At 74.5% G+C, this 16,471-nt stretch carries 14 protein-coding genes and 1 tRNA gene; 6 read left to right on the forward strand and 9 right to left on the reverse strand.

The annotated features are described in order from the left end of the window. The first annotated feature begins 290 nt into the window (after positions 1-290). Positions 291-1,730 carry a class I SAM-dependent methyltransferase gene (locus AC3ERT_RS27705; protein ID WP_435177422.1) on the forward strand — a complete coding sequence of 480 codons (1,440 nt, stop codon included), beginning with the start codon at positions 291-293 and terminating at the stop codon, positions 1,728-1,730. A 272-nt stretch (positions 1,731-2,002) separates the two neighbouring features. Further along, a tRNA-Leu gene (locus tag AC3ERT_RS27710) sits at positions 2,003-2,088 on the forward strand. A 94-nt stretch (positions 2,089-2,182) separates the two neighbouring features. Here AC3ERT_RS27710 and AC3ERT_RS27715 read toward each other — a convergent pair. Next, a complete protein-coding gene (locus AC3ERT_RS27715) occupies positions 2,183-4,411 on the reverse strand; it encodes an MMPL family transporter (RefSeq protein ID WP_335971094.1) in 2,229 nt (742 codons plus the stop codon). A 352-nt stretch (positions 4,412-4,763) separates the two neighbouring features. On the opposite strand from AC3ERT_RS27715, the gene AC3ERT_RS27720 reads away from it, so the two are divergent. After that, positions 4,764-5,525, forward strand: coding sequence for a TetR/AcrR family transcriptional regulator (locus tag AC3ERT_RS27720; RefSeq protein WP_335971093.1), 762 nt, complete (start codon positions 4,764-4,766; stop codon positions 5,523-5,525). Positions 5,526-5,545: 20 nt separating this feature from the next. On the opposite strand, the gene AC3ERT_RS27725 is transcribed toward AC3ERT_RS27720, so the two are convergent. Next, the gene (locus tag AC3ERT_RS27725) at positions 5,546-6,424 is read right to left on the reverse strand and encodes a bifunctional DNA primase/polymerase (protein WP_335971092.1); all 879 of its coding nucleotides are present in this window, start codon (positions 6,422-6,424) and stop codon (positions 5,546-5,548) included. Positions 6,425-6,752: 328 nt separating this feature from the next. Between AC3ERT_RS27725 and AC3ERT_RS27730 the strand changes: the two genes are divergently transcribed. Together AC3ERT_RS27730 and AC3ERT_RS27735 are read left to right on the forward strand one after the other, a co-directional pair. Continuing rightward, positions 6,753-8,714: a tetratricopeptide repeat protein gene (locus tag AC3ERT_RS27730; RefSeq protein WP_435177425.1), complete on the forward strand. Its 1,962-nt coding sequence runs from the start codon at positions 6,753-6,755 to the stop codon at positions 8,712-8,714. 89 nt (positions 8,715-8,803) lie between these two features. Next, complete coding sequence (locus AC3ERT_RS27735; RefSeq protein WP_335971090.1) at positions 8,804-9,592, forward strand: Bax inhibitor-1/YccA family protein; 789 nt, start codon at positions 8,804-8,806, stop codon at positions 9,590-9,592. Between the two features lie 64 nt (positions 9,593-9,656). On the opposite strand, the gene AC3ERT_RS27740 is transcribed toward AC3ERT_RS27735, so the two are convergent. Beyond that, positions 9,657-9,890: a DUF4287 domain-containing protein gene (locus AC3ERT_RS27740; RefSeq protein ID WP_335971089.1), complete on the reverse strand. Its 234-nt coding sequence runs from the start codon at positions 9,888-9,890 to the stop codon at positions 9,657-9,659. A 99-nt stretch (positions 9,891-9,989) separates the two neighbouring features. Here AC3ERT_RS27740 and AC3ERT_RS27745 point away from each other — a divergent pair, with 99 nt between their 5' ends. Continuing rightward, positions 9,990-10,316, forward strand: coding sequence for a hypothetical protein (locus AC3ERT_RS27745; RefSeq protein ID WP_335971088.1), 327 nt, complete (start codon positions 9,990-9,992; stop codon positions 10,314-10,316). Between the two features lie 41 nt (positions 10,317-10,357). Here AC3ERT_RS27745 and AC3ERT_RS27750 read toward each other — a convergent pair whose 3' ends face one another. The 6 genes from AC3ERT_RS27750 to eno all read right to left on the reverse strand — a co-directional run bounded on the left by AC3ERT_RS27750 (position 10,358) and on the right by eno (position 16,347). Continuing rightward, positions 10,358-11,203, reverse strand: coding sequence for a hypothetical protein (locus AC3ERT_RS27750; protein WP_435135385.1), 846 nt, complete (start codon positions 11,201-11,203; stop codon positions 10,358-10,360). Positions 11,204-11,502: 299 nt separating this feature from the next. Further along, the gene (locus AC3ERT_RS27755) at positions 11,503-12,723 is read right to left on the reverse strand and encodes an acetyl-CoA C-acetyltransferase (protein ID WP_435177428.1); all 1,221 of its coding nucleotides are present in this window, start codon (positions 12,721-12,723) and stop codon (positions 11,503-11,505) included. A gap of 105 nt (positions 12,724-12,828) precedes the next feature. After that, positions 12,829-13,782 (reverse strand): Ppx/GppA phosphatase family protein, encoded by a 954-nt coding sequence (locus AC3ERT_RS27760; RefSeq protein WP_435177430.1) that lies wholly within the window; start codon positions 13,780-13,782, stop codon positions 12,829-12,831. Further along, positions 13,779-14,321: a DUF501 domain-containing protein gene (locus AC3ERT_RS27765; RefSeq protein ID WP_335971080.1), complete on the reverse strand. Its 543-nt coding sequence runs from the start codon at positions 14,319-14,321 to the stop codon at positions 13,779-13,781. Before AC3ERT_RS27765 ends, AC3ERT_RS27760 begins: the two co-directional genes overlap by 4 nt. Positions 14,322-14,422: 101 nt before the next feature. Then, positions 14,423-14,929, reverse strand: a complete 507-nt coding sequence (locus tag AC3ERT_RS27770) for an FtsB family cell division protein (RefSeq protein WP_435177432.1) — start codon at positions 14,927-14,929, stop codon at positions 14,423-14,425. Positions 14,930-15,066: 137 nt separating this feature from the next. After that, a complete protein-coding gene (eno, locus tag AC3ERT_RS27775) occupies positions 15,067-16,347 on the reverse strand; it encodes a phosphopyruvate hydratase (RefSeq protein WP_335971076.1) in 1,281 nt (426 codons plus the stop codon). Positions 16,348-16,471 lie beyond the last annotated feature (124 nt).

The following is a 16,471-nucleotide window of genomic DNA, read 5'->3' on the forward strand; positions in this document are numbered from 1 at the left end:
GGGCTCGGCAGGAGCAGCAGCGCGATCCGAAGGGCGCCCGCCATCCGTGGTGCGGGCGCCCTTCGCCGTGCGTTCTGCGCGGTGCGCTCTGCGCCGTGTGCTCTGCGCGGGTGCGCCCTTGGCCGCGCCTGGCCGTGCGCCCTTCGCCGTGCCTGCCGCGTGCCGTGCGCGCGATGACGACACGCAGGTCGGCGGGCATTCCACCCCTTCCGGCCCAACTCCGTGTATCCGCAACCTAATTTTCCGCGTCAGGCGCCTCAAGTGCGATTTTCAGTCGTACGCTCAGATCCATGGTTGACGCGGCTCATCGCATCCTCGACATCGCCGAACGCGTTCTCCCCGGACCGTTCCCGCTGCGCGTGCGCGCGTGGGACGGCAGTGAGGCGGGACCGGCCGGCGCACCCGCACTCGTCTTCCGGAAGCGGCGGGCCCTGCGCCGGCTGCTGTGGCGGCCGGGCGAACTCGGTCTGGCCAGAGCGTGGGTGGCCGGCGACCTCGACGTCGACGGCGACCTGTACACCGCGCTCGACACGCTGTCCGGCCTGATCTGGGAGCGCGGCGAGCCGGACCCGGCGGCGCCGCGCGGCCAGGGGGTGCGGCAGATCGCGCTCGCCCTGCGCGACCCGGCGACCTACCGGCTGCTGCGCGGTGTGGTCTCCCTGGCCGGGCCCGGGCTGCCGCCGTCCGCGCCACCGGAGGAGGTGCGCCGCCGCACCGGCCTCGCGCACACCAAGCGGCGCGACAAGGAGGCGATCTCCCACCACTACGACGTGGGCAACGCCTTCTACGAGATCGTGCTCGGCCCGTCCATGGTGTACTCCTGCGCGCTGTGGGGCGACGAGGCGGGCGCCGGGGCCGCGGCCGCGGCGGGCGCGGAGGCCGCCACCGACGAGCGCGTGGCCGCCGCCGCCTCGGTGGCGGGCTCCGCCGCGGAGGGTACCGAGCCGGTGGGCGCCCCCGCGGTCACCCTCGAACAGGCGCAGTACGCCAAACTCGACCTGGTCTGCCGCAAGTTGGGCCTGCGCGAGGGGCAGCGGCTGCTGGACGTCGGCTGCGGCTGGGGCGCCATGGTGCTGCACGCCGCCCGGCACTACGGCGTCCGGGCCACCGGGATCACGCTCTCCGTCGAGCAGGCGGCGTTCGCCCGCAAGCGGATCGCGGCGGCCGGCCTGACCGACCGCATCGAGATCCGGGTGCAGGACTACCGCGACGTCAAGGACGGCCCCTACGACGCGATCTCGTCGATCGGGATGGCCGAGCACGTCGGCAGCGCGCGCTACCTGGAGTACGCGCAGACCCTCTACGCCCTGCTCAAGCCGGGCGGCCGGCTGCTGAACCACCAGATCGCCCGCCGCCCGCTGCGCAGCGAGGAGGAGTACCGGATCGACGAGTTCATCGACCGCTACGTCTTCCCCGACGGCGAGCTCTCCCCGGTGGGCACCACCGTGGGCCGGCTGGAGGAGGCGGGCTTCGAGGTGCGCGACGTGGAGGCCCTGCGCGAGCACTACGGGCGCACCCTGCGCACCTGGGTGGCGAACCTCGAGGCGCACTGGAAGGAGGCGGTCGCCGCGACGAGCGCCGGGCGGGCCCGGGTGTGGCGGCTCTACATGGCCGCGTCCGCGCTCTCCTTCGAGCGCAACCGGATCGGCGTCAACCAGGTGATGGCCGTGCGCACCGACGCGGCGGGCAGGGCCGGCCTGCCCGCCACTCGTTCGGCGTGGATCTCCTGAGGCGGGCCGCGCCGCGGTGACATCCGCGGCGCCGTCCGGCGCCGCTTCCCCCGACCGGGCCCGGGGGCGATCCCCGGGCCCCGGTTGCGGAGAGCGATTTCACGTCACTTGTGCGTGAGGTCTGATGCTGATGGGAAGGCGTCTGTGGTGCGGCGGGACCACGGGCACCACCCTGACGCCACGTCAGTAACCCCTAAAATAAGACAACATGGCTACTTAGACGCCCTGTTCACGTCCCGCAACCCGGATACGCTTTTGTCTGCGCCCCGCCGGCCCGGATGGTGGAACGCAGACACGGCGAGCTTAAACCTCGCTGCCCTTTGAGGGCGTGCCGGTTCAAGTCCGGCTCCGGGCACCACCTCTCGCTGGCCGATGGACCAGCGAGAAGGGGGCCGGAAACCGGGCATCGACGACCACCGCACTCCCCCACCGCGGGCAGCGGGACCCGTGCGTCAGGCGCCCGTCGTCTCCCTCGCGTACGGGGCCGGTGCGGCGGGCACGGGGGCGGGCTCCCCCTCGCTGAGGCCGATCCGGTCGTGCACCCTGCGCAGGAACCCCGGCGCGTACCAGGCCCAGCCGCCGAGCAGGCGCATCGCGGCGGGGACCAGGACGCCGCGGATGGCGACGGCGTCGACGAGGATGGCCAGCCCGCTGCCGAGGCCGAACATCTGCATGAAGCTGACCTTCGCCGTGCCGAACGCGAAGAAGCTCACCGCGAGCAGACAGGCCGCGGCGGTGACGATCCGCCCGGTGTGCCCCAGGCCGTCGGCCACGGCCGAAGCGGTGTCCGCGCCCTGGTCGTGGAGTTCCTTGATCCGGCTGGTGACGAACACCTCGTAGTCCATCGACAGGCCGAAGACGATGCAGAACATCAGCACCGTCATCGACACCTCCATCGGCTGCGCGGTGAAGCCGAACAGGGAGGACAGGTGTCCGTCCTGGAAGATCCACGTCATCGCGCCGAGGGTCGTCACCAGGGTGACCAGGTTGAGGACCAGGGCGCGCAGCGGCTGCACGACGCTGCCGGTGAACAGGAAGAGCAGCACGAAGGTGGTCAGGGCCACCAGGCCGATGGCCAGCGGCAGATGGCTGCTGATGGCGTGCTTGGCGTCGACCAGTTCGGCGTCCTGCCCGCCGACCAGCGGATGCGTCCCCTCGGGCGGGGTCAGCGCCCGCACCGCACGGACCAGGCGCTGCGCGTCGTCCGACCGCGGCGTCACGGAGGTGACCGCGGTGATCCGCTGCGCGTCGGCCCGGCCGAGGCCGGTGCTGCCGGGGGCAGCCGCCGAGCGCCGCCCGCCGGAGTAGGTCGCCGCGGCCGTCTCGACCCGCGCCACCCCGTCGAGGCGGGACAGCCGCGCCGCATACGCCGCCAGGGGCGCCTGCGCCACCTGCCGGTCGATGACGATCTGCAGGGCGGTGTCGTCGTTGCCGTCGAAGTCCCGCTGCAGCGCCGTGGAGACCTGGCGGCTCTCGGCCCCGGTGGGCAGCACCCGTTCGTCGGGTGTGCCGAAGGAGATGCCCAGCAGCGGGCTCGCCGCGACCAGCAGGACCGCGAGCACGGGCAGCGCGGTGAGCGCAGGCCGCCGCATGACCGCGCGCGCCAGCCGCGCCCACATCGAGGTGCGGGTGACGGCCGGCGCGATCCGCGCCCACGGCAGCCGCCCGCTGTTGACCCGGTGGCCGAGGACGGCGAGCAGCGGCGGCATCACGAACAGCGCGCTGAGGGCCGCGATGGCGACGACCCCGACTCCGGCGTACCCGAACGAGCGCAGGAAGTACTGCGGGAACACCAGGAGCGCCGCGAGCGCGGCGGCCACCGTCGCGGCGGAGAACGCGACGGTGCGGCCGGCGGTGTGCACCGTGCGCCGGACCGCGTCCGGCACGCTCGCCCCGGTGGCGAGCTGCTCCCTGAAGCGGCTGACCATCAGCAGGGAGTAGTCGATACCCAGGCCCAGGCCGAGGGCCGTGGTGAGGTTGGTCGCGGTATCGGCGACGCTGGTGACGCTGCCGAGGAGGAAGAGCAGGGCGAACGAGCCCAGCACGGCGACGAGGGCGATGGCCAGCGGCAGCAGGGCCGCGACCACACTGCCGAAGACGAGCAGGAGCAGCACGAGCGTCAGCGGGATGGCGATGCTCTCGGCGAGGAAGAGGTCGCTCTCCACCTGCTTCGACATGCCGGCGTTCACGGCCGCGGAGCCGCCGGCCCGGACGGTGAGCGTGTGCCCGAAGGTGCCGCTGTAGGTGTCGACGAGGTGGTCGGCGCTCTTCTTCTGCTGCGTCTCGTCGCCCTTGACGTGGGCGGCCACCATCGCCTCGCGGCCGTCCCGCGAGAGCAGTTGGGGGCTGCGGCTGTCCCAGTACGAGACGACGCCGGCGAGCGTCTTCTCCTGCTTCAGGTCGGCCTCCAGTGCCCGGCCGCTGCTCTCCGCCGCGGGGGTGTCGACCCGCCCGCCGCCGGCGGCGGTGACCAGCAGGACGAGGTTGGTCTCACCGCCGAATCTCTGGTCGATCACCTCGCGTGCCCGGGTGGACTGGGAGGAGGGGTCGTCGAACCCGCCGCCCAGCAGCTTGGCGAATGCGCCGCTGCCCGCGGCACCCATGAGGGCCGTCACCACGACGGCGACGACGAGGACCAGCCGGGACCGGCGGATCGCCAGCTCGGCTATGCGTTCGAACACGCGAGATCTCCTTGTTTGGGTACGTGCGGTGAAAAGGCGCGGGAGCGGCCGGGCGCACGGAAGGATCGAGCGGCCGGGCCGGGCGCGGCGAGCGGCGCCGCCGGGCACGCGGGGCCGACGCGGTGGCCGACGCGGGTCGGGACCCTGCCGCGGCCGTGTGCGGTGTCGACGCCGCACTTCTCCGTCGCCGCGACGACCGTAGAGGACCGGGCGGCGGCTTTGGCAGTGTGAGATTTCCTTGACAGTGTCAGATCGGCGCTCGGTCCGCGCTCGGTCCGCGCGGGGTCCGGGCCTGGTCCGGCCCCGGTCGTCCCGGCGGATCGCCGGGCCGGCTGCGCGGTAGGGTCGCGCCATGCCCGTGGACGACTCATCCGCGCCGGCCCCGCGCTCGCTGCGCGAACGGCGGCGGACCACCGCGGTCCGGGAGATCCTGGCGGCCGCCGAGCAGCAGATCGACCAGCAGGGTCCCGCGGCACTGTCCCTGCGGGCGGTCGCGCGCGGCCTGGGCATGACCGTGCAGGCGCTTTACCACTACTTCCCGAACCGGGACGCCCTGGTCACGGCCCTCATCGCCAAGGAGTACGAGGACCTGGCCGACGCGGTGCAGGCCGCCCTCGACGGCGCGCCCGACCCTGCGGACCTGCCGCGGCTGGTGGTGGCGGCCGAGGGCTACCGCCGCTGGGCGGTGACGCACCCCGAGCGGTTCCAGCTCCTGTTCGGTACACCGCTACGGGGCTACGCGGCTCCCGCCGAAGGCGACACCACCCGGGCGGTGCGCCGGATGGCCACCCTCTTCCACCGCGAGCTGTTCCACGGCTTCAGCCGGGACCGGCTCGCCGCAGCCGACGCCTCGGCGCTGTCCGCGGGGCTGCTGGCGCACCTGGGCGACCTGCCGCCGGTGGGCCCGGGAGAGCTGCCGCCCGCCGCGATCGCCCTGTTCCTCGGCGCGTGGGGGCGCCTGCACGGCATGGTCGTCCTGGAGGTCTTCGGGCATACCTCCTTCATCGGCGACCACCAGGCGGAGGTCTTCCGTGTGACGATGCGCGGCATGCTGGCGGACATCCACCGCCGCATCCCCGCGGACGGGGCCGCCGCGGACGCAGCCGGCCCCTGAACGACCCGCACCGGCGCGGCTCACGGCTGCGCGGAGGCGCGCAGCCGGCCCGCTGAGGCCACCGTCGCCGCCGCTTCGCGCTCGCCCAGGCCGGTGTGGACCGCGGCCGTCACCAGCGCCGGGGCCAGCGCGTCGCCGAGACCGGCGTCGTAGGCGCGGCAGGCCGCCCAGAACAGGCGGCCGTTGCGCTCGCCCTCCTGGGAGTCCAGGACGAAGCGGACGAGGGCCGCGGCGCGCTTCTCGGCCGGGTGGCGCGGGCTGGGCGGCGGCGGGGCCGCCGGCTGGGGTTCGGGGGACGGGGGCGGGTCGGCGAGCAGCAGCAGCGCGGCGGGCGCCGCCGCCAGCGGGTGCTGGGCGGTGCCGGGCTCCAGCAGGTAGTGGCCGGCGACGGTGCGCGAACCGGGCCCGACGACGTAGCCGCCGGCGCCGCGGATGTCGATGCCCGGGGCGAGCCGGCCGGCGGAGTTGGGCACCGGGCCGGGCGCGGTCAGCCACAGGTGGCGGCCGCCGCTCGGGGTGAGCACGGTGACGGTCCGCGGGATCGCGAAGGCGTGCCGCGCGGCGAGGGCGCGCAGGGCGGCCGGGCCGTCCGCGCCGTGCTTGACGTCGAGGTCGAGGCCGATGAGGTGGTGGGGGGCGCGGCCGCACGCGATGCCGTAGCCCGTCGCCCAGGGTGCGAGGGCGAACAGGGCGCGGATGCGGTCGGGGTCGGTGGTGGCGTCGTACACGCCGTGGCCGGGGCGGCCGCACGCGCCGCGGCAGTCGGCGGCGCGGGGCTCGTCGCGGTGCGGGGAGCGGACGGCGGGGAGTTTGGTGCGCGACAGCGGGAAGACCGGCAGCCCGCGCAGGGCGGTCAGCAGCGCCGTGTGCAGGGCGCGGATGTGGTCGGGGCGTGGCATGACCTGCTCCCTGATACTCGAACGCGTGTTCGTATCCACTCCTCAGTGATACCGCGCCCGGCCCTCGGCGTCCACCTCATACCGGCAGGCGCCGGCGGGTCGTACACCTGTGAGGTCACCGCTGTGGCGCTTACGGCCACCCCGGTGCGGGGGCGGAGCGGGCGGGTATTACGGTCTGCACCGGCGGCATCGTGGGCGCGCACGGGTCACGGGACCGCCGGGGACACCGCACGGGCGGCGCCAGGGGGGCGCGGCCGAGGGTGCGGCCCGGCGGAGTTCCGGCGGCGTACGGTGCGGGGCCCGCGCGGGGAGCGAGGGGTGGGGGCGGATGGACGAGCAGCACACGCAGGGCGCGGACCCGTACCAGGACGGCGGCGAGGAACGGCTCGCGGCCGAGGGCGAGGTGGCGCTGGCCCGGCTGGTCATGGACGGCGGCGGGCTGGCGCACGCCGCGGACCACCTGGGCAACGCGTTCGCCGCGGACCCGCGGCTGCCCGAGGCGCACGAGGCGCTCACCGAGCTGGCCCGGCACGCGGGCGGACCGGCCGCGGCGCTGGAACTCTTCCCGGCGGACCGGCCGTTCGTCGGCGCGGCGGTCTGCCGGGCGCACCTGCTGGCCGCCTGCGGGGAGTGGGGCGAGGCGCTGCTGCTGATCGCGAAGGCGATCCGGGCCCGCCACGACCGGCCCTGGTCGCACGTCGCCTGGCTCACCCAGGACGCGCTGCCGGGGCGGCTGTCGCCGGATCAGGTGACGCAGGCGCTCGCGCACATGGTGACGGCGCTGCCCGACCCGCTGGACGCGGCCGGCCGGGAGGCGGTGCGGCCCTTCCACGAACTGGTCGCGGCCGTGGTCGCGCGCCACCCCGGCGACGCGCGGCTGGCCGCGATCGGCTCGGCGCTGGCCCGCCGGGTCGGGGACACCGGCCAGGCGGTGCGCTGGGCCGCCCAGGCGCACCGGCTCCAGCCGGACCACATCCCGAGCATCATGCTCGGCTACGCGCTGCGGGCGGCCGGGCGGCCCGACGACGCGCTGCGGGTGTGGTGCGCGGAGATCGCCCGGGACGCCTCCGACGTGTCCTTGATGGTCGACATCGCCGAGCTGTACGCGTCCACCGGGCGCGCCGCGCAGGGCCTGCCCTGGGCCGAACGGGCGGCCGCCGCGGGCCCGGACGACCCGCAGACCGCCCCGGCGCTGCTGGGGGTGCGCTACGCCGCCGACCGCGACCCCGCCCACCTGCTGGCCCTCGCCGACCTCCTGCGCACGCGGCCCGAGCACTCCTACGCGGCGACCGTGCTGGCCCGGCACAGCGAGGGGCAGCCGTGGCTCGGCGCGGTCGCGGACGCCACCGAGGCGACCGTCGACGTGCTGCACCAACTGCTGCGCAGCCCCGACGCGGAGGGGGCCAGGACCCGCCAGGTGCGGCTGGCCTCCTCGGCGGTCGAGCCGCCGAGCGCGGTGCTGGCCTTCCTGATGTCCTTCCCCTACGGCGAGGTGGTGCAGCGCGCGGCGGGCGAGCCGGACCCGCGCGAACCGGTCGGCGCGGTCGGCCGCACCCTGTGGGCGTACGACGGGCTGGTGGCCCGCCCGGCGGTGCCCGCGCCGTCGGCGGAGGCCGCCCGGCTGGTGCGGGACACCGCGGTGGTGTCCTGGCCGCACATCCCGGCCGCCTACGACCACGGGGTGCGGCTGTCCGGGCTGCCGCTCGCGGACCTGCTGGGCGTGATGGTCCACCCGCCCGAGCCGCGCGAGGACGCGCAGGGCCGCCGGCTGCGCGCGTACCGGCCCGAGCTGTGGGTGCGCGCGGTGCAGACGTCCGCGTGCCTGGGGCTCGCCCACCACCGGGCCGACGAGCCGTGGCCGGGCTCGGAGCGCCGCTCGGTGCTGCTGGACCTGCTCGGCGGCCCGGAGGACTGGCTCGCCGAGGCGGCGGCGTTCGCGATGGTGGCGACCGCCTGGGTCGACCCGGCGGTGCGCGAGGACGTCGGGCTGCGGGTCACCGAGCGGATGCTCGCGGCGGCCAAGGCGCACCGCACCCGCGAGGTGACGGTGCTGGGCTCGCTCTGCCGACTGGTGCTGCTGTGCCCGTGGCTGGACCCGACGTACACCGACCTGGCGCGCGACCTGCTCACCGCGATCGGGCAGGACGGCGACGCCGACGGTGGCGCCGTCGTCGGCCGTGCGGGCGGCCCGCCGAACGGCGCGGCTTCGGCGGCGGGCCCCGAGGAGGCGGCCCCGCGGCCGCGGCCCCGCGCCCGCCGGCGCCTGCCCTGGCGGTGGCGCCGCCGCTGAGCGCCACCGCTGAGCAGCACCGCCGTGCGGCCCCCATGGCGTCCGCTTAGCCTGGGGGCAGCCGCACCGCGCGGCAGCGGAGGACCGTGATGAAGAGCAGCAACCCCGTGCTGACCGGCCGCGGCTTCACCGAGGGCGGCGGCGCGGCCGCGCAGCCGCGGGACCTGACGGCGGACCAGTTGGAGGCGGCCTACGCCCGCCCGGCCGCCGGGCCCGCGCGCACCGGCCGGATGACGACGGGCGACGTCGTCTCCCGTACCTCCGTGACGCTCGGCGCCGTCGTGGCCGGTGTGCTGGCCGGCTGGTTCGCGCTGCCCGAGCGGTACGGCCTGGCGGTCGGCGCCGCACTCGTCGCGTTCGTCCTCGCCATGGTGCAGAGCTTCAAACGGTCTCCGTCGCCCGTCCTCATCGTCGGCTACGCCCTCTTCGAAGGCGTCTTCCTCGGCGTGCTCAGCCGCACCTACAACGAGCAGTGGCAGGGCGCGCCGGTGCAGGCGGTGCTCGGCACCGCGGCGGTCTTCTGCGGGATGCTGGTGGCGTACCGGACCCGGCTGGTCCGGGTGACCGCCCGCTACCGCAGGATCGGCATGGCCGTCGCCGTCGCCTTCCTGATCGCGATCGTGGTGAACCTGCTCTTCTCCGCCTTCGGCGGCGGCGACACGCTGGGCATCCGCACCGGGGGGCTCGGCATCGCCTTCTGCGTGCTGGGCATCCTGCTGGGCGCCTTCTTCCTGTCGCTGGACTTCCAGCAGGTCGAGGAGGGCGTCCGCCGCGGGGTGCCCCGGCAGCACGCCTGGCTGGCCGCGTTCGGGCTGACCTTGTCCCTGGTGTGGATCTACCTCGAACTCCTGCGCCTGGTCTCCTTGCTGCGCGACTGACGCCGCAGCGACCGGGCGCCCGGGCCGGTCCGCTTCGGGGCCGGTCCGCTCCCGAGCCGGGCTCCTAGCCGAGGTTGCGGCGGGCGCGGCGCAGGTCGAACTCGTGGACCAGGGCCTTGGCGTGGCCGTAGGACAGGGCGTGCTCGCCGCGCAGCCAGCTCACCCGTTCGTCGAAGCGCAGCAGGGAGGGGCCGTCGGCGAGGGTGCGCAGCCAGTCGCCGACCTCGCGGCCGGTGCACTGCGGGATGTGGTCGAGCAGGTTCCGGTGGGTTTCCTCGGAGAAGTGCGTCAGGTACATAGCGCCTCCGGTCGGGGTTCCGGTCACCCCACCGTGCCGCAGCGGCGGGGCGTTGACAACCGTCCGGGACGAGCGGATGCGGCGGGTAAGGTCGCGGGCATGTCCGATCGCACCGCGCTGTCCGCCGCCGTCGACCGCCTCGCCGGGCGGCTGCGGTCGCTGCCGCAACGCAAGCTCCAGGGCGGAGCCGCCGCGCAGGGGCTGGAGTTGGCCCGCTGGCTGGCCGCGCAGGCCGAGGCGCTGGAGTTCCCCGACCGGGAGCCGCACCTCATGCCGAACGACGGGATGTTCGTGGTGGGCGACCAACTCGCGGTGGCCGGCCATGAGTTGGCGGCGGCGCTGGACGCGGTCGGGCCCGAGCGGGCGGCGGCGGTCACCGCGGAGGCACGGGAGAAGGTGGCGGCGGCCGCGCGCCGGATCGGCTGAGCCCCGCGCCCGGCGGCCCTACCCGGTCCGGCCGGCGGGCGTCAGAGCGAGGCGACGACGCGGTCGGCCAGGACGTACACGGCCTCGTCGTCGCCGTAGGCGAAGGTGAGGGCGTAGGCGCCGGCTATCGCGGAGCCGCCGCGCAGCACCGGGGTGTCGCCGCGGTCGAGGGCCTCGGAGAGCTTCAGGGCGGTCTCGCGGTGGCCGGGGGTCATGCACAGCGTGGTGCCGTCGGCGAAGACGTAGACGTCGAGGGTGCCGAGCGGGCCGGGGCGGACGTCGGACAGCGGGATACGGCCGTCGGCGAGGTCGGAGAGGCGGTCCGCGGTCTGGTCCGGGGAGGCGACCACCGGGGAGGGCGCGAAGTCCGGGCCGGAGGGGTGCGGGATGGCGCCGGGCGCCGGGCGCACGGCCTCGGGGGCGTCCGCGGCCTCGGCGTCGGCGGCCGCGTCGGCCACCGCGTCGAGGGCAGCCTCGTAGGCCACCGGGTCCGGGCCGCCGGGCTCGATCCCGGCGAAGTCGGACTGGCGCGGCAGGTAGGGCAGCACCGGCGGGACCTCGTAGTCGCGCGGTGCGGCCGGGTCGCCGGACGCGCCGTAGGGGCCGCGCGGCAGGACGCTGTCGCCGGCGCTGTCCCGGGCCTCCTGCTCGGCCCAGAAGGCGCGCGCCTCGGCGAGTTCGCGCTCCCGCTCGTCGGCGAGCGCCTCGGCGACGGCGGTGCGGATGTCCCGCGTGCTGTCGCGGGGGGCCGGGACGCTCAGCCCGGCCAGCTCGCGCCGCAGGGCGGACAGCTCCCGGCGCGTACCGCGGGCGGTGAGCAGGGCTGCGGCACCCGCGGCCGCGGCGAGCCCCGCGGCAACCAGCAGGACGGTGAAGTTCACATTCACTGAGCTACTCCCGACTGATGCGACCCGAGCAATGCCCACCGGGGAGGCGGGCGAAACTTCCCTCTCCCTCACTCTGCCGGTAAACCCCTGGCCTTTGCAGTGCGGAACGTCATGGATTGACCGGTTCTGCCCGCCCGCCCGTTCCCGACACGCCATCGGTGACCAGGTGAAATGCCAACGCCCCCGGGAAAATCACGTCCCGGGGGCAATTTGGTTGCGACTTATATCACACTGTGTACCCAAGGAAGCCGTTTCGTCGCGCACGGTCACAACGCGCAGCTCGGCGGCCGCCCCTCACCTCAGCTGAGCCGCTCGATCACCATCGCCATGCCCTGGCCGCCGCCGACGCACATCGTCTCCAGGCCGAACTGCTTGTCGTGGAACTGGAGGCTGTTGAGCAGCGTGCCGGTGATCCGGGCGCCGGTCATGCCGAAGGGGTGGCCGACCGCGATCGCGCCGCCGTTGACGTTCAGCCGGTCCAGGTCGATGCCCAGGTCGCGGTAGGAGGGGATGACCTGGGCGGCGAACGCCTCGTTGATCTCCACCAGGTCGATGTCGCCGATGGACATGCCCGCCCGCCTCAGCGCCTGCTTGGACGCCTCCACCGGGCCGTACCCCATGATCTCCGGGGAGAGCCCGGAGACGCCGGTGGAGACCACCCGGGCCAGCGGGGTGATGCCGAGCTCGCGCGCCTTGGTGTCGGACATGACCACCAGGGCGGCGGCGCCGTCGTTGAGCGGGCAGCAGTTCCCGGCGGTGACGGTGCCGTCGGGGCGGAAGACCGGCTTCAGGCCCGCCACGCCCTCCATGGTGACCCCCGCGCGCGGTCCGTCGTCCCTGGCGACCACGGTGCCGTCCGGGAGCGTCACAGGGGTGATCTCGCGCTCCCAGAAGCCGTTCGCGAGCGCCTGCTCGGCGAGGTTCTGCGAGCGCACGCCGAACTCGTCCTGCTCCTGGCGGCTGACGCCCTTGAGCGCCGCGAGGTTCTCGGCGGTCTGGCCCATCGCGATGTACGCGTCCGGGACCGCGCCGTCCTCCCGCGGGTCGTGCCAGTGGCCGCCGCCCTCCTCGGCCCGCTTGTCCGTACGCGCCCGCGCCTCGTCGAAGAGCGGGTTCATCGTGTCCGGCAGGGTGTCGGAGTTGCCCTTGGTGAACCGCGAGACCATCTCCACGCCCGCCGAGACGAAGACGTCGCCCTCGCCCGCCTTGATGGCGTGCAGCGCCATCCGCGTGGTCTGGAGCGAGGAGGAGCAGTAGCGGGTGACCGTACAGCCCGGCAGGTGGTCCATGCCCAGCCGCACCGCCACGATCCGGGCCATGTTGAAGCCCTGTTCGCCGCCGGGCAGGCCGCAGCCGAGCATCAGGTCCTCGATGTCCCGCGGGTCGAGCTGGGGCACCTTCTCCAGCGCGGTCCTGATGATCGTGGCGGCCAGGTCGTCCGGGCGCAGCTCCTTGAGCGAGCCCTTGAAGGCGCGCCCGATGGGCGAGCGGGCGGCTGAGACGATGACGGCTTCGGGCATCGCGACACTCCTCTTCGAGGCGGCGGGACTGCTGAAGTTACCCGTACGTAGCGCAGCCAGTCACCAGCCGCCCGCTGTGATGCGGAATACTTTCCGAGCGCTTGCTTACCCCGCTGCGGCGAAACCGATCCCGTCGAGGATGTCGTGTTCGCTCACCACGACCTCCTTCGCGCCCGTGCGCTCCATGATGCGCAGCAGGATCAGCGCGCCCGAGGCGATCACGTCGACCCGGCCCTCGTGCAGCGAGGGGATCGCGGCGCGCTCGGCGTGGGTGGCGGCCAGCAGGCGGGCGGTGATCTCGCGGACCTGCTCGATCCCGACCCGGGAGTGGTGGATCGCGGCCGGGTCGTAGCCGGGCAGGTCCTGGGCGATCGCGGAGATCGAGGTGACCGAGCCGGCCAGGCCCACCAGGGTGCGGGCACGGTCCAGGGGCACCGCGGCGGCCGCCTGGTCGAGCGCCGCGTCGATGTCGGCGGTGACCTCGGCGACCTGCTGCGGGGTCGGCGGGTCCGCGACCACGCCGCCGGACACCAGGTGCCGCTCGGTCAGCCGTACGCAGCCGATGTCCACCGAGCGGGCGGCGGTCACCTCGCGCTCGCCGAGCACGAACTCGGTGGAGCCGCCGCCGATGTCCACCACCAGGTACGGCGGCTGCGGGCCGCCGGAGCCGGTCAGCTCCCGGGTGGCGCCGGTGAAGGAGTACTCCGCCTCCTGGGCGCCGGAGATCACCTGGGGGCGCACCCCGAGGATCGAGAGCACCCCGGCGGTGAACTCGTCGCGGTTCTCCGCGTCACGCGACGCGGAGGTGGCCACGAAGCGGACCCGCTCCGGCGGCACCCCGTGCCTGGCGATCACCTCGGCGTACTCCCGGCAGGCGGCGAAGGTCCGCTCCAGCGCCTCCGGCGCGAGCCGGCCGGTGCGGTCCACGCCCTGGCCGAGCCGGACGATCCGCATCCGCCGGTCCAGGTCGGTCAAAGCGCCGGTGGCCGGGTCGATGTCGGCGACCAGCAGCCTGATCGAGTTCGTGCCGCAGTCCACGGCGGCCACCCGTACGGTCACTGCGCGGCCCCTTCCCCGGCGGCGGGCGCGGCGGCCGTGCCCGCGGTGCACGAGCCCCTGGCCCACCACTCCGGCAGCATCGCCAGCGTCTCGTCGCCGAGCGGATTGACGCCCGGGCCCGCGGCCAGCGAGTGGGCGGCGAGCACGTGCAGGCACTTGACGCGGTCGGGCATGCCGCCCGCGCTGGGGAAGCCCGGCAGCACCTCGATGGCGTCGCGGCGGGCGAGGTAGTCCTCGTGGGCGGCGCGGTAGCCCGCGGCCAGCTCCTCGTCCTCGGCCAGCCGGGCGGTCATCCGCTTCATGACGCCGTCCGCCTCCAGGGTGCCGATCGCGGAGGCCGCGCGCGGGCAGGTGAGGTAGTACGTCGTCGGGAAGGGGCTGCCGTCCGGAAGCCGGGGCGCCGTCTCCACGACGTCCGGGTTGCCGCAGGGGCATCGGTGCGCGACGGCGCGCAGCCCGCGCGGCTCGCGGCCGAGCTGCGCGCGGACGGCCTCGACATCGGCCTCGGTGGGCGGGGTGTGTTCCGGGGTGGTGTCCATGAACCGTTCTGCTCTACGGGGTGCGGAAGTACGGAGTGCGGAGTACGTACGGGCATACGGGGTGCGGAAGTGCCGGACTGCGGCGTACGGGCCGGGCGCGGTCAGTGCCGGGGGGCGGCGGCCGCGTCGGCCTGGTCGACGCCGTCCCACATGTTGTCGTACCACGGGCGGTGCGCGGCCGCCTCGTCGGTGGCCCGGCGCTCGGCGGCGGGGTCGGAGTCGGCTGCGGCGCCGCCCGCCACCGAGTAGCCGGTCTCGCCGGGCAGCACGAAGTGCAGGTGGGCGCGGGCCTGGGTGCGGACGTAGTCCGGGTCCTGCCAGCGCGCCTTCTCCTCGCGCAGCTCCTCGACCTTCTGCTTCGCCTGCCGCGCCGCCCGCCGCTGGTCGGCGATGTCGGCGCGCTGGGCGATGTACTGCCGGGTCGGGTAGGCCAGGGCGACCACCAGCGCGCACAGCACCAGCGCCAGCAGCGCCGCGCGCCCGGTGAGTTTGTTGCGCCGGACCGGGCGGCTGGCCGCGGCACGGTAGACGCGCGCCTGCGCCTCCTGGCCGATGGCCTTGAGCCGGGCCGCGGTGGTGAAGCGGTCAGAGAAGCGGTCCGACCCCACGCCGTGACTCCCCTCGCCGTCCTGCTGACGGTCAGATGCGTACGTCCCCGCCCCACGGTACGGGACCGGGTGCGGGGACGTCCGCAGGCTGACGGATCGTCAGCCCCACGGCGGCCGGCCCGCGGCCGGCCGCCGGCTCAGCCCTTGAAGCGCGGGAAGGCGCTGCGGCCGGCGTAGACCGCGGCGTCGTCGAGGATCTCCTCGATGCGCAGCAGCTGGTTGTACTTCGCGACGCGCTCGGAGCGGGCCGGGGCACCGGTCTTGATCTGGCCGCAGTTGGTGGCGACGGCCAGGTCGGCGATGGTGACGTCCTCGGTCTCGCCGGAGCGGTGCGACATCATGCACTTGTAGCCGTTGCGCTGCGCCAGCTCGACGGCGTCCAGCGTCTCGGTCAGCGAGCCGATCTGGTTCACCTTCACCAGCAGCGCGTTGGCCGTGTCGTTGTCGATGCCCTTCTGGAGGCGCTCGGGGTTGGTGACGAACAGGTCGTCGCCGACGATCTGCACCTTGGTGCCCAGGCGGTCGGTGAGCACCTTCCAGCCGTCCCAGTCGTCCTCGAACAGCGGGTCCTCGATGGAGACCAGCGGGTAGGAGGCGACCAGCTCCTCGTAGTACTCGGTCATCTCGGCGGCCGACTTCTCGCCGCCCTCGAACTGGTACTTGCCGTCCTTGTAGAACTCGGAGGCGGCCACGTCGAGCGCGAGCGCGACGTCCTGGCCGGGCACGTAGCCGGCCTGCTTGACGGCCTCGACGATGAGGTCGAGCGCCTCGCGGTTGGAGCCGAGGTTCGGCGCGAAGCCGCCCTCGTCGCCCAGGCCCGTGGACAGGCCGCGGGACTTCAGCACGCCCTTGAGGGTGTGGTAGACCTCGGCACCCCAGCGGACGGCCTCCGAGAAGGACTCGGCGCCGATCGGGGCGATCATGAACTCCTGGATGTCGACGTTGGAGTCCGCGTGCGAGCCGCCGTTGAGGATGTTCATCATCGGGACCGGCAGCACGTGCGCGTTCGGGCCGCCGAGGTAGCGGAAGAGCGGCAGGTCCGACGCCTCGGAGGCGGCGTGGGCGACGGCCAGCGAGACGCCCAGGATGGCGTTGGCGCCCAGCGAGGACTTGTCCGGGGTGGCGTCCAGGTCGAGCATGGCCTGGTCGATGAGGCGCTGCTCGGTGGCGTCGTACCCGACCAGCTCCGGGCCGATCTGGTCGCTGACCGACAGGACGGCCTTGCGCACGCCCTTGCCCTGGTAGCGGTCGCTGTCGCCGTCCCGCAGTTCGAGGGCCTCGAAGGCACCGGTGGAGGCGCCGGACGGGACCGCGGCGCGGCCGGTGCTGCCGTCGTCGAGGCCGACCTCGACCTCGACGGTGGGGTTGCCTCGCGAGTCGAGGATTTCCCGGGCTACGACGACGTCGATGGACGGCACGTTGTCTCCTTCTGAGATGTCTTCTCGTCTTTATCAGGACGAGCCTAACCGGCTCCGGGGCCCGCATCGGCGCTGGGCCCGGCACCTGAGACGGCCCGGCGCGGCGGTGTCACCGGAACGGCAC

The sequence above is a fragment of the Actinacidiphila sp. bgisy145 genome, assembly GCF_057708125.1.

Coding starts and splice junctions, on each gene's coding strand:
- AC3ERT_RS27730 (WP_435177425.1), top strand. CDS start 6,753: ATGGACGAGCAGCACACGCAGGGCGCGGACCCGTACCAGGACGGCGGC.
- AC3ERT_RS27765 (WP_335971080.1), bottom strand. CDS start 14,321: ATGGACACCACCCCGGAACACACCCCGCCCACCGAGGCCGATGTCGAG.
- AC3ERT_RS27705 (WP_435177422.1), top strand. CDS start 291: ATGGTTGACGCGGCTCATCGCATCCTCGACATCGCCGAACGCGTTCTC.
- AC3ERT_RS27755 (WP_435177428.1), bottom strand. CDS start 12,723: ATGCCCGAAGCCGTCATCGTCTCAGCCGCCCGCTCGCCCATCGGGCGC.
- AC3ERT_RS27735 (WP_335971090.1), top strand. CDS start 8,804: ATGAAGAGCAGCAACCCCGTGCTGACCGGCCGCGGCTTCACCGAGGGC.
- AC3ERT_RS27740 (WP_335971089.1), bottom strand. CDS start 9,890: ATGTACCTGACGCACTTCTCCGAGGAAACCCACCGGAACCTGCTCGAC.
- AC3ERT_RS27725 (WP_335971092.1), bottom strand. CDS start 6,424: ATGCCACGCCCCGACCACATCCGCGCCCTGCACACGGCGCTGCTGACC.
- AC3ERT_RS27720 (WP_335971093.1), top strand. CDS start 4,764: ATGCCCGTGGACGACTCATCCGCGCCGGCCCCGCGCTCGCTGCGCGAA.
- AC3ERT_RS27745 (WP_335971088.1), top strand. CDS start 9,990: ATGTCCGATCGCACCGCGCTGTCCGCCGCCGTCGACCGCCTCGCCGGG.